The sequence below is a fragment of the Veillonella parvula genome (genome assembly GCF_036456085.1).
GTDB classification, from domain to species: domain Bacteria; phylum Bacillota; class Negativicutes; order Veillonellales; family Veillonellaceae; genus Veillonella; species Veillonella parvula_E.
Genome location: NZ_CP138632.1, coordinates 665,595 through 677,874, shown reverse-complemented (window position 1 = coordinate 677,874; position 12,280 = coordinate 665,595). Strand labels below are relative to the sequence as shown.

General features: G+C 35.0%; 11 protein-coding genes. 9 read left to right on the top strand and 2 right to left on the bottom strand.

What is annotated here, in order from left to right:
* The first annotated feature begins 3 nt into the window (after positions 1–3).
* Genes PK1910_RS03300 through PK1910_RS03290 form a run of 3 tightly spaced genes read left to right on the top strand, consistent with a single transcriptional unit; the run spans position 4 to position 3,616 of the window.
* The gene (locus tag PK1910_RS03300; protein WP_004693019.1) at positions 4–768 is read left to right on the top strand and encodes a shikimate kinase; all 765 of its coding nucleotides are present in this window, start codon (positions 4–6) and stop codon (positions 766–768) included.
* Positions 768–2,921 (top strand): SF1B family DNA helicase RecD2, encoded by a 2,154-nt coding sequence (recD2, locus tag PK1910_RS03295; RefSeq protein ID WP_004693020.1) that lies wholly within the window; start codon positions 768–770, stop codon positions 2,919–2,921. The genes PK1910_RS03300 and recD2 overlap by 1 nt, the downstream gene beginning before the upstream one ends.
* Complete coding sequence (locus tag PK1910_RS03290) at positions 2,921–3,616, top strand: ComF family protein (RefSeq protein ID WP_058948485.1); 696 nt, start codon at positions 2,921–2,923, stop codon at positions 3,614–3,616. Before recD2 ends, PK1910_RS03290 begins: the two co-directional genes overlap by 1 nt.
* A gap of 41 nt (positions 3,617–3,657) precedes the next feature.
* Here PK1910_RS03290 and PK1910_RS03285 read toward each other — a convergent pair whose 3' ends face one another.
* Positions 3,658–4,260, bottom strand: a complete 603-nt coding sequence (locus tag PK1910_RS03285) for an HD-GYP domain-containing protein (RefSeq protein ID WP_004693025.1) — start codon at positions 4,258–4,260, stop codon at positions 3,658–3,660.
* Between the two features lie 902 nt (positions 4,261–5,162).
* Between PK1910_RS03285 and PK1910_RS03280 the strand changes: the two genes are divergently transcribed.
* Genes PK1910_RS03280 through PK1910_RS03270 form a run of 3 tightly spaced genes read left to right on the top strand, consistent with a single transcriptional unit; the run spans position 5,163 to position 7,359 of the window.
* Positions 5,163–5,969: a basic amino acid ABC transporter substrate-binding protein gene (locus PK1910_RS03280; RefSeq protein WP_058948486.1), complete on the top strand. Its 807-nt coding sequence runs from the start codon at positions 5,163–5,165 to the stop codon at positions 5,967–5,969.
* Positions 5,970–5,980: 11 nt separating this feature from the next.
* Complete coding sequence (locus PK1910_RS03275) at positions 5,981–6,637, top strand: amino acid ABC transporter permease (protein WP_004693053.1); 657 nt, start codon at positions 5,981–5,983, stop codon at positions 6,635–6,637.
* Positions 6,634–7,359 (top strand): amino acid ABC transporter ATP-binding protein, encoded by a 726-nt coding sequence (locus tag PK1910_RS03270; RefSeq protein ID WP_012864269.1) that lies wholly within the window; start codon positions 6,634–6,636, stop codon positions 7,357–7,359. Before PK1910_RS03275 ends, PK1910_RS03270 begins: the two co-directional genes overlap by 4 nt.
* A gap of 152 nt (positions 7,360–7,511) precedes the next feature.
* Here PK1910_RS03270 and tnpA read toward each other — a convergent pair whose 3' ends face one another.
* Positions 7,512–7,976 (bottom strand): IS200/IS605 family transposase, encoded by a 465-nt coding sequence (gene tnpA / locus PK1910_RS03265; RefSeq protein WP_038125930.1) that lies wholly within the window; start codon positions 7,974–7,976, stop codon positions 7,512–7,514.
* 649 nt (positions 7,977–8,625) lie between these two features.
* On the opposite strand from tnpA, the gene PK1910_RS03260 reads away from it, so the two are divergent.
* The 3 genes from PK1910_RS03260 (at position 8,626) to secA (ending at position 12,246) form a co-directional block, all read left to right on the top strand.
* Complete coding sequence (locus tag PK1910_RS03260; protein ID WP_004693056.1) at positions 8,626–8,823, top strand: cold shock domain-containing protein; 198 nt, start codon at positions 8,626–8,628, stop codon at positions 8,821–8,823.
* A 241-nt stretch (positions 8,824–9,064) separates the two neighbouring features.
* Positions 9,065–9,592 carry a ribosome hibernation-promoting factor, HPF/YfiA family gene (hpf, locus tag PK1910_RS03255; protein ID WP_008600782.1) on the top strand — a complete coding sequence of 176 codons (528 nt, stop codon included), beginning with the start codon at positions 9,065–9,067 and terminating at the stop codon, positions 9,590–9,592.
* Between the two features lie 218 nt (positions 9,593–9,810).
* The gene (gene secA / locus PK1910_RS03250) at positions 9,811–12,246 is read left to right on the top strand and encodes a preprotein translocase subunit SecA (protein ID WP_004693148.1); all 2,436 of its coding nucleotides are present in this window, start codon (positions 9,811–9,813) and stop codon (positions 12,244–12,246) included.
* Positions 12,247–12,280: the final 34 nt, after the last annotated feature.

The window sequence follows — 12,280 nt, the reverse complement described above, 5'->3', positions numbered from 1 at the left end:
CTCATGGATATTAAAGAAGCTCGAAAACAGATAGATAGTATTGATTCTGTATTAGTTACGGAGTTTGAGAAGCGACTCACACTGATTAAAGAAATTGGTAAATATAAGGATGAACATCACTTACCACTTATTGATGAAGAACGGGATGAAAGTATCATTGCTTTACATACTCAAAATTGTAAAGATAAAGTTTTAGCACCTTATGTTGAAAATTATATAAAAACCGTCGTTTCTATGAGTAATGAGTTCTTAAAGGAGCATATGCATAAGCATATTTTTCTCATTGGTATGCCTGGCGCAGGTAAAACTACTGTTGGTAAGGTTCTAGCAAAAGAGTTAGGCCGCGACTTTTTCGATCTAGACCAAACGATTCAAGACAAGGTAGGTAAATCCGTTCAAAATATTTATATTTACGATGGTAAAGATGCTTTCAGTGAATATGAATATAGTACAATCAAAGAATTAATTCACAATAAACCATCTGTCATTGCTACAGGTGGCGGCACTGTTACCTATGATAAAACTGTTAAATTGATGCGCAATAATGGTCTTGTTGTATTTGTTAACCGCGATGTAAATCATATTTTAGATGATTTGGATCTAGAGATTCGTCCGCTTGTAAAAGAAAGTATCGAATATATTTTTAATGTATATGAAGAACGTTATCCTTTATATGAAGAAGTAGCACATATTAAAATTGGTAACGAAGGCAGTATTACCGATGCAGTGCAAGAAATTATTGAAGCTTTGCCGAATACGGAGAAATAATGGACGCCATACGAGGATTTGTATACCGAACTATATATGAGAATACACAACGTACATATTGCGTGTTTATCCTAAAAGATTATAATGAGGAATACATTACTTGTACTGGCAAATTTGAGTCTCCTAAAGAAGGGGAAGACATCGAAGTACGGGGCCGCTATGTAGAACATGAAAAGTACGGCCGCCAATTTGATGCGAGCAGTGTTGAAAAGTTAAAACCTGATAATATGGGTGCTGCCAAGACTTATTTGTTGAATCTAGGAATAAAAGGTTTTGGTGAAAAATCCGTAGAGAAGGTACTAGAATATTTCGGTATTCGTATTTTAGAAATTTTACGGGAAGAACGTCCAGAAGAGATTAAAGATGTTCCAGGTCTCCGAAAGAGTGTTAAGGATGAGCTATTCAATACCTTACTTGGCGAAGGTATTTTATCTGATTTAAATCATTTTTTTGAAAGTCATCACATTTCATCGAAATGGAGTCGTATTGTATATACCTATTATGGTGTGCAGTCTGTCGCAGTTATAGAGGATAATCCTTATACATTATTACGTGTAGCACCGGATATGCTTTTTGGTACGGCCGATACACTAGCAGAGCATCTTGGTATTAATGGTAGTGATACACGCCGTTTAGAGGCTGGTTTAGAATGGATTCTACGTAGTCTAGATAATCAAGGTCATACATGTTTACCAGTAGACCAACTTATCGGTCGACTTGACGATTTATTACAAACTGATGTAGATGATATTGCGAACTTTATTGAAAGCCTGCTGGAACAAGGTGCACTGTATAGTACGTATTATGAAGATATCTTATATATCTATCCGCCAGAGATGTATGTTTCTGAAGTGGAAGGTGTCCACTATACTCGTGAGTTTCTATTAGAAGCTGATCCAATAGCATTAGATATTTCTAGTTTTATTGAAAAGTTTGAACGAGACAACTACATTATCTTTGGTGATGCTCAAAAAGAAGCTATACAGCTCTCATTTTTTGAAAAGTTTTCTCTTATAACTGGTGGTCCTGGTACAGGTAAAACAACTATCATCAAGGCACTAGTAAAAGGTTTCCAACTCGGTGGATTGGGGCGCATTATACTTTGTGCTCCTACGGGACGTGCTGCAAAGCGTCTGACCGAGGCCACTGAGTTTGAAGCTACTACAATTCATCGTCTATTGGTACCTGTTCAAGGTAGTGACTCCTATGACTTTACAAAGAATGAAGATGATCCTCTAGATATAGATGTTATTATCATCGATGAAGCATCTATGCTTAATGTGCGTTTATTCTATTCTTTGATGGCTGCTATTCCAAAGGAAGCCCATGTCATTATTGTGGGTGACGTAGATCAATTACCACCTATAGGTGCTGGGTTCGTATTAAAAGATTTATTAGATAGTGATTGTGTGCCCTATACACGACTTAATCAGATTTATCGTCAAAGCTCTGGTAATACTATCGTTGAAAGTGCTTACGCAATTAACCGTGGTGAAATGCCTAACCTGGAAGGTGTGAGCGAAGAGTTTTCTTTTATTCCTGTTAAATCTTATGATATGATGATGAAAGCCATCATTGATGTATATAAACGTGAACAAGAGACGATAGAGGATGAATTAGATATTCAAATTATTTCTCCTATGCGCCGTGGTGAAGCAGGTAGTACATTGATTTCACAATATGTACAACAAGCCGTAAACCCTCCAGACAGCTATAAGGGAGAAGTTCGTGTCAATGGTATTACGTATCGCGTTGGGGATAAGGTTATTCAAATTCTCAATGATTATGAGTTAGAAGTGTTTAATGGCGAAATTGGCGTTATCTATGCTATTACGCGGACCGATATTTGTATCCGATTTATCCATAAAGAGGTCCGTCTACCTATCGATGAAGCACATATGATTATGCCTGCTTATGCTATTACAGTTCATAAGAGTCAAGGTAGTGAGTATGGTGTAGTTATTATTCCATTTGTTCCACGTTATGGTGGTATGTTACAACGTAATTTGTTGTATACTGCTGTTACACGGGCAAAGCGTAAAGTAATCATCGTTGGTACTACGAGCGCAGTTGAACGTGCTGTGCGTACTGTTAATGCCGATGAACGTTACACATTGTTTAAAGAACGACTACAAGGGAGATGTGATTCGTAATGAGTCTTTGGGATTTCCTATTTCCACCTGTATGCCCTCACTGTGGTGCTCCTGTGGCAACACAAGGGGATTGGTGTAAAGCTTGTTTTACAGATCTATTACATATTCGTCATGTACCACATAAATTTTTACACTATGTAGATGATGTATGTGTGTTGGCCGAATATCGTGGTGGTCTAAAGTCTATGATTTACGATGTAAAATTTAATGAAAAAAAGGAGCAGTCCAAAGGGGCCGCTCCTTTTTTAGTATCGTACAACTTTTACATGAAATATAATGAGTCTAATATTGTGAATAGTAATTGTAAAATTATGTATGATTATATTGTTCCTGTACCGTCTAGCGAAAAGAAAAAAGCTAAGAGAGGATATAATCAAGTAGATTTATTCTTTTTTGAATGGGCTCATTCTTTATGGGAAATAGATAGAAAAAACTTTAAATGGTTAGATTGTATATACAAGTTTGATACTTCTCGAGATATGTGGGGATTAACAAATAAAGAAAGACATCAAAATATTGATGATGCCTTTGTTATATGTGCTGATTATAAGGATATTGATTTTACCAATAAGAATATATTAATTGTTGATGATATATATACTACAGGTGCCACAATTGAAGCTGTAGCAAAAGTCTTACAAAAGCATAAAGCGCTACGCGTTGATGCCCTTACGCTGGCTAGTGGTAGTTTCTAATCTTTATTACTAAATGTAGGAATATAATATTTGATTTCATATTAGCCAAGTACATCAATAAATGCTTTGACAACATCTGGATCAAAAAGGGAACCAGACGCACTAAAGAGTTCTTCTTTTGCTTTAGCTTTTGTTTTCGCCCAAAATTCAGTAGAAGGATTAACTGTTGTATCATAGTAATCTGCTACAGCAATAATTCGAGCTCCCAATGGAATATTCGCACCACGTAAATGTTTAGGATAACCAGAGCCATCCCATTTTTCATGATGGTAACGAATATAAGGCAAAATTTGTTGGCAGCAAGGATAGTTTTCAATCATATTGGCACCACTTGCAGCATGTTGTTTATACTTAGACATTTCTTGCTTATTAAGATATGGAGATTTTTGGATTAATGCATTAGGAACCATTAATAGACCCACGTCATGAAGTAAAGCTGCGTGACGAATCTGTTCAATTTCATTTAATGGTAAACCCATTTTAGCTGCGATGCTAACAGCATAGTTTGAAACCTGAATAGAATGTGTATAGAGATGATAGCTTTTCATTTGTATCATCTGTAAAAGTTGTGCGCTTATGGCTTCTAAACTGTCTTTCTCCAGTTCATACAAACCTGATGGTTGCATCAATGATAACATAAACATAATAAACCCCTCTAACTAACAAACTGAACATATGGTACAACCCCTCGTACTTATGTTCATATCGTACAACTTTAGGCCGTTCTAATTTAACAGTATACAAATTATACACCATAAATAATTTTTTGTGTATGATACGTATGTTCTTACAAATATGTTGTATTCATATTTGGCATACAAAAACTAATTGACAATTTAAGAATCCACTAGATATGGTACTTAAAAAATGTGATTTTAGAAATATTAAAATATTATGAAGAATATTTTAGGTTTTCTATTCCAATTTTCTATACATCAACAAATAGGGGTTGCAAAATTTATTCTCATTGTTCTAAGAATTATGCGATAATATGTTTGGTAAAAATTATGTTTGGCTACTTAACTATATAATCAAAAATTTTTTAAAATAATAGTAAAACTAGACATGAATACTGTTATTCTTTATAATACGTCTATACGGGTCTGTGGTTGAAAGTCGAGGCTAGTCGCAGGCAAAACGATCCACATAAGCAGCCCAAAGGGTTGTGAGCATGGTGCGGCTTAGGTGTAAGTCCTGCCGATAAAATCGAGAGAGGTAGTAGTGGGGAGTCTTGGACTTATGAGCGAACCTTCCAGCAGGCGAGTGTGGGGGCAAAGACCAGGTCAGCCGTATAGGGGCACATGAGGCTTTTCTCATGTGCTTTTTTTATACAGTTGTATATTATAAAATCTATAGAAAACCACTAACTATGGGAAAGTTTTTATACATAACCGTAATATTTATACAAACAATGTATAAAATTAAAATATAAATATAGCGATTTTGCGATTGTATCTAAAATTATATACAAAATTATTGACATAATTATACTGAATCTATATACTATTATAAAGTAGTAGTAAGTTAAAATAATGAGGTTGATAATATGTTAAATAGCAAAGTAAAAAAAATAATTCTTGGCGGTTGTATGTTAGTGATGGCGGCTTCTTTAGTTGGTGGATGTGGTTCCTCTAATCAACTTACATCTAATAAACTTGTCGTTGGCACTAATGCTACATTTGTTCCATTTGAGTTTAAAGATGAAAAAACTCAAGATTATACAGGTTTTGATATTGAATTGATTCGTGCGATCGGTAAACGTATTAATAAAGATGTGGAGCTAAAAAATGTAGCTTTTGATGCTTTGATTCCAGCTTTGAACACACATGATATTGATGTTGCTGCATCTGGTATGACTATTACAAAAGCAAGAAGTGAAAAAGTATTATTTTCTTCTCCTTATTATGAAAATGCCTTAGCAGTAGTATATAAAGATGGAACGGCTATGAATTCTCTTGATGACTTAAAGGGTAAAAAAATTGCAGCCCAATTAGGTACTACTGGTGCAGATTTAGCTCATAAAATTGAAGGTACTACTGTAAAAGAATTTGACCATAGTAATGAAGCTTTGTTAGAATTACAGAATGGTGGAGTAGATGCAACTGTAATCGATTTACCTGTAGCTCAATATTACAGTACTAAGCATCCTGACCAACATATTAAATTTATGGCATATCCAAATACTAAAGAATATTTGGGCTTAGCAATTAATAAAGATAACAAAGCATTGCAAGAAGAAATCAATAAAGCAATTGCTGATATGAAGGCTGATGGTGAATTTAATACATTATATAAAAAATGGTTTAATGTAGATGCACCTGCTGATATGCCAGTAGTTTTAGAATTTAAATAATAGGAGAGATTATGAGTTTTAATTGGGGGTTAATTGCGGATAATTTACCGCTCTTGTTACAAGGTGCTTTAGTGACTGTAGAAATTACAGCCATGTCTGTAGGTTGTGGCTTTTTTATCGGTCTTTTAGTATCTTTAGCAAATTTATCTAAATTTAGATTAGTTAGATTGCTTGCAAAATGTTATGTAGATATCATTCGTGGTACACCATTACTGGTGCAAATTTTCCTAATCTATTTTGCCTTGCCTATGATTACAGGTCAACGGATTGATCCATATATTGCGGCTGTTACCGCATGTAGTATTAACTCTGGTGCTTATGTATCTGAAATTTTTCGTGCGGGTATTCAATCTATTGATAAAGGTCAAATGGAGGCCGGTCGTTCTCTTGGTTTAACTTGGGGACAAACCATGCGTTACATCATTATGCCTCAAGCTTTTAAAGCAATTATTCCTCCTTTAGGGAACGAATTTATTGCCATGTTGAAAGATTCCTCTTTAGTTTCTGTTATCGGTTTCGAGGAGTTGACACGTCGTGGTCAATTAATCATTGCTAAAACCTATGCATCCTTTGAAATCTGGGGTACGGTTGCTGTGATTTACCTTATTATGACAGTGACTATCTCACAATTAGTTGGATATCTTGAAAGGAAATATAGCATTAAATGATTAAATTAGAAAATGTACATAAATCTTTTGGTAAAAATGAAGTACTAAAAGGTATTAATTTACATATTGAACAAGGTCAAGTAGTTGTAATCATCGGCCCTTCTGGTTCTGGTAAAAGTACGGTACTGCGCACTATGAACTATTTAGAGGAACCTACATCTGGTAAGGTTATCGTAGATGGCATGGATCTTTCTGATAAGAAAAAGTTAAATGACGTTCGTGCTGAAGTAGGAATGGTATTCCAAAACTTTAATTTGTTCCCGCATATGACGGTTATGGAAAACCTTACCTTAGCTCAAACTAAGGTTCGTAAAACATCTATGGAAGAGGCTAAGAAGATAGGTCAAGCTTTACTTGATCGAGTAGGCTTGGCGGATAAAGCCAATGCATACCCTGATTCTTTGTCAGGCGGTCAAAAGCAGCGTGTTGCTATTGCTCGCGCTTTAGCTATGAAACCAAAAGTAATGCTTTTTGATGAACCTACTTCAGCTCTTGATCCTGAAATGGTTAGTGAAGTGCTAGATGTTATGAAGTCTTTAGCTGAGGAAGGTATGACGATGGTCATCGTTACTCATGAAATGGGCTTTGCGAAAAAGGTAGCGGATAGAGTGTTATTTGTTGATGGTGGCTTGATTTTAGAAGATAATACACCTGAACGCGTATTTGATGCACCTACCAATGAAAGAACAAAATCATTCTTAGATAAAATTTTGTTAGATTAAATAATATAATCATAACCACCCGTAGAACGGGTGGTTTGCCCTGACCCTATAAGGGTCTTTCTCTAGTGGTGGCCCTCTAAAGAGGGCATTGAATGATCTGACAACCACTCTATTACCACTGGCTGCCCCCTACTCGGGGGCTTTTATTTTGCCTATTTTACCGGCTCACCCGTAAACGGGTCGGTATATTCTTTAAAGTTTAATGTATCTTGTGCTATATCTTCTTGTAACTGATTGCGAATATACTCTTTTATCGCTCCTTCATATCTTCCCACCGTATCCACATAATATCCTCTACACCAAAAATGTCTATTTCCATACTTATATTTTAAATTTGCGTGTTTATCGAATATCATGAGGCTACTTTTGCTTTTTAAATATCCCATAAAACTTGATACGCTTAAATGTGGTGGAATTGTTACTAGCATATGTATATGATCCGGACAGCATTCTGCCTCGATAATTTCTACATTTTTTCTCTTACATAAATCTCTTAGAATTTTACCTACATCAGCTTTTATCCGACCATAAATTATTTGCCTTCTATACTTTGGAGCAAAAACAATATGATATTTACATCTCCATTTACTATGTGATAAGCTTTTTACGTCATTCATTGACATTGAACCTCCTATGTTGAAATGTTGTGGTTGCCAGACCAACTCCATTTTAGCACTAGGAGGTTCTTTCCTTTTCTCTAAGAAATTTTACTGACCCCCAGTTTAACTGGGGGTTTAGTCATGCCTATTCGGCGTACAATTATAGGAAGCAAATTCTAGAATTAGAAATTGCTTCCTGTTTTTTTACATTAAATTTAACCTATCAATTTATATTAATTTTTATTATATATGTATAGCTTAATATCTATTAATATATTTGATAACTTTTAGACTGAATTTATTAATTATAAAGAGTTTGTATAAAGCTTTACAGGGTAGATTAATCTGAAAAACACGATTATTGCTATAAATATTTGTGATATAACAATAATTTATACAGTCATTTTTAAAAATAATAATTTTTAATTCACATATTTTTATGATTATAAAAATATACAATTAATTTATAGGGCGTATATAATTATTTATAACATGTATAGATATAGGGATTGTTAAGATTTACAGCAAATGATATTCTTGTTTCTGGTGTTTGTATATTCATTAAAAATGTAAATATTGTTGTTTGATATTTTATACATGCTGTGTTATGATACACATATAGAGCAAGACAGCAAGACAATATATATATTTTTAGGAGGATGTTACCATGTTAGGTAAAGTAAAATGGTTCAGCGCAGAAAAAGGTTATGGTTTTATTGAACGTGAAGACGGTAGCGATGTATTTGTACACTACTCTGCAATCCAAGACGAAGGTTTCAAATCTTTGACTGAAGGTCAAAATGTAGAATTTGAGATTGTTGATGGAAACCGTGGACCTCAAGCCGCTAACGTTGTTAAAGCGTAACTACATACCAAAAAAATTATAAAACAATATATAATTGGACCCCGATAGTATATACTATCGGGGTTTTTGGATTTTCTATATACATTTTATACATAATTCTACAAAAAATATAAAATTTTTACATAAAAAAGAAGGAGTTTTACAGTTGGATGTAGAAATACTAAATATAACACGAGAGATAAGGTTATATAATACCACACACTCGCATCTCGTGGATGATTTTTAGAAAGGGTGTTGACTTATGAAAGTAGCAATTAGAGGAAAAAACATTGAAGTGACAGATGCCTTAAGAGCATATATCGAAAAAAGATTGAGTAAATTGACTCGTTACTTCGATGATGAGTTAAATGCACAAGCGGTTTTATCCGTTGTAAAAGATAAATCTACAATTGAACTTACATGCTTTGTTGATAAAATCGTTCTTCGTGGTGTGGAAACCAACGATGATATGTACGCAGCTATTGATTTAGTAGTGGATAAAATTGTTCGCCAAATCCATAAGTATAAAACTCGTTTGGCTAAACGTTTCAAAAAACAAGAAGCTTTCCATCCTGAAGCTTTGGCAACTCCTGTGGAAGAAGAAACTATTGAAGTTGTAAAACGCAAACATTTTGTTGTGCGTCCTATGGATGTTGAAGAAGCGATTTTACAAATGAATCTTATTGGTCATGATTTCTTTATGTTCTTCAATGCTGAAACTGAATCGATGAACGTTGTATATCGTAGACATGATGGTTTCTATGGTTTGATCGAGCCAGAACTTCAATAATATATAATGTCGGCTGAACTTAATCCTAACTCCTTTCTACTTTAAATCAGCCGATTATTATATTAAGGTGGATGACTTAAAATAGTCATCCACCTTTTTTGCCAAAATAATATTATAAATAATCTTGAAATGCCTTGAATTCTTTGACTATTCAAGGCTTTTTCGTTATAATAAGTTAGATAAAATAATGTAAGATGTCCCGTAGAGGAGTGATTTGTTTGTTAAGCTTTTTACAAAGGCTATTAGGCAATAATAACGCAAAAGAAATTAAAAAAATGCGTGCTATTGCAGATCATATTAATGAAATTGAACCTAATTATATTAAATTAAGTGATGCTAACTTAGTGGCAAAAACTGATGAGTTTAAACGTCGTTTGCAAAAAGGGGAAACGTTAGACGACCTATTGCCAGAAGCATTCGCTGTAGTTCGTGAAGCATCTAAACGCGTTTTAGGCATGCGTCATTTCGATGTACAGTTAATGGGGGGCATTTGCCTTCATAATGGTAATATCGCGGAGATGCGTACTGGTGAAGGTAAAACATTAGTAGCTACATTGCCCGTATATTTGAATGCATTGACCGGTAAGGGTGTACACGTTGTAACAGTAAATGATTATTTGGCGACTCGTGATAGCGAGCAAATGGGACGTTTATATAATTTCTTAGGACTTTCCACGGGTCTTATTGTGGCTAATCTTGACTTTAATCAACGTAAAGAAGCCTATGCGTGTGATATTACATATGGTACAAATAATGAGTTTGGTTTTGACTATTTACGCGATAACATGGTAACCGATGTTGTTCAAATGGTACAACGACCATTGAATTATGCCATTGTGGATGAAGTAGACTCCATTCTTATTGATGAAGCAAGAACACCATTAATTATCTCAGGCCCTGGTCAACGTTCCACTGATAATTATTATAAATTGGCTAAAATTGTTCCTCACCTTATAAAAGATGAAGACTATGTTATCGATGAAAAACAAAAAACTATTGCCCCTACAGATTCTGGTATCGCAAAGGTTGAAAAAATGCTTGGTGTTGAAAACCTATATGATGCAGAAAATATCGAGTTGAATCATTTGCTTGGTGCTTCTTTGCGTGCCTATGCTATGATGCATCGTGATACAGACTATGTGGTTAAAGATGGTGAAGTTGTTATCGTCGATGAATTTACGGGCCGTTTGATGTTTGGACGCCGTTACTCTGATGGTTTGCATCAGGCTATTGAGGCTAAAGAAGGTTTGAAAGTTGAACGCGAAAGCCAAACCTTAGCATCTGTTACATTCCAGAACTATTTCCGTATGTATGATAAATTATCAGGCATGACAGGTACTGCTAAAACAGAGGAAAAAGAATTTATTGATATTTATGGATTAGAGGTTATACCAATTCCACCAAATAAGCCTTTAATCCGGATGGATTTGCCTGATCAAATTTTTAAAACTAAAGCTGCTAAATATCGTGCTGTAGTACGAAATGCAGTAGAACGCCACCAAATAGGGCAACCTATTCTGATTGGTACTACATCTATTACACAGTCTGAAGAACTTTCAGACATGTTGTTGCGTGCAGGTGTACCTCATAAAGTATTGAATGCTAAACATCATGAACAAGAAGCAGAAATCGTTGCAGCTGCTGGACAAATGGGAATGGTAACAATCGCTACTAATATGGCTGGTCGCGGTACAGATATTACTCTTGGAGAAGGTGTGCCAGAACTAGGTGGTTTAGCAATTTTGGGGACAGAACGCCATGAAAGCCGACGTATCGATAATCAATTACGTGGCCGTGCTGGTCGTCAAGGGGATCCTGGTTCTTCTCAATTCTTCTTATCATTAGAAGATGACTTAATGCGTATCTTTGGTGCTGACAATATTACAGGTATCATGGATAAACTTGGTATGGAAGAGGATGAACCTATCGAGCATTCTTTGATTACTAAATCTATTGAACGTGCTCAAAAGAAAGTAGAGGATCATAACTATAACATTCGTAAATATGTACTCGAGTATGATGATGTTATGAATCAACAACGTGAAGTATTATACGAACAACGACGTCGTATTTTACGTAACGAATCCTTGCGTGAAACAATTAATGAAATGATTGACAAGCTTGTTACCGAATCTGTAGATGCTTATGCTGATGAAAAGCTCTATCCAGAAGAATGGGATTATGAAGGTCTCTATAAACATTTAAGTCAATATTTCTTAACAGAGGAGATTATGTCTTCTCAAGATATGGAAGAATATAGTCGTCAAGACTTATTAGAACGCTTATTAGAAATTGCTCATGAAGAGTATCAAGATCGCGTTGATATGCTTGGAGAGGCTATGTTTAGTCAACTTGAAAAGGCGATTATGTTGCGCGTTGTTGATAATAAATGGATGGAACATTTGGATAATATGGATATGCTACGAGAAGGTATTGGCCTCCGTGCATATGGTCAAAAGAATCCGTTGGTAGAATATAAGTTTGAAGCTTTCGATATGTTCCAAAACATGATTGCAGCTATTCAAGATGAGACAATCATGGCATTATATAAAATTCGTGCACAATTGATTCAAGAAATCGAAGAACCAGTTGATCACTTAGAAGGTGCACAATCCCATCATGAAGATGTGTTGGAGCCACAAAACATAGATTAAGATTTGTGAATGGCACGTTGCTCAAAGGGATTTC

Excerpts from the sequence above, each read along its gene's own strand:
- PK1910_RS03280 (WP_058948486.1), top strand. The coding sequence starts at position 5,163 with ATGTTAAATAGCAAAGTAAAAAAAATAATTCTTGGCGGTTGTATGTTA.
- PK1910_RS03270 (WP_012864269.1), top strand. The coding sequence starts at position 6,634 with ATGATTAAATTAGAAAATGTACATAAATCTTTTGGTAAAAATGAAGTA.
- recD2 (WP_004693020.1), top strand. The coding sequence starts at position 768 with ATGGACGCCATACGAGGATTTGTATACCGAACTATATATGAGAATACA.
- hpf (WP_008600782.1), top strand. The coding sequence starts at position 9,065 with ATGAAAGTAGCAATTAGAGGAAAAAACATTGAAGTGACAGATGCCTTA.
- PK1910_RS03260 (WP_004693056.1), top strand. The coding sequence starts at position 8,626 with ATGTTAGGTAAAGTAAAATGGTTCAGCGCAGAAAAAGGTTATGGTTTT.
- tnpA (WP_038125930.1), bottom strand. The coding sequence starts at position 7,976 with ATGAATGACGTAAAAAGCTTATCACATAGTAAATGGAGATGTAAATAT.
- PK1910_RS03285 (WP_004693025.1), bottom strand. The coding sequence starts at position 4,260 with ATGTTTATGTTATCATTGATGCAACCATCAGGTTTGTATGAACTGGAG.
- PK1910_RS03300 (WP_004693019.1), top strand. The coding sequence starts at position 4 with ATGGATATTAAAGAAGCTCGAAAACAGATAGATAGTATTGATTCTGTA.
- PK1910_RS03275 (WP_004693053.1), top strand. The coding sequence starts at position 5,981 with ATGAGTTTTAATTGGGGGTTAATTGCGGATAATTTACCGCTCTTGTTA.
- PK1910_RS03290 (WP_058948485.1), top strand. The coding sequence starts at position 2,921 with ATGAGTCTTTGGGATTTCCTATTTCCACCTGTATGCCCTCACTGTGGT.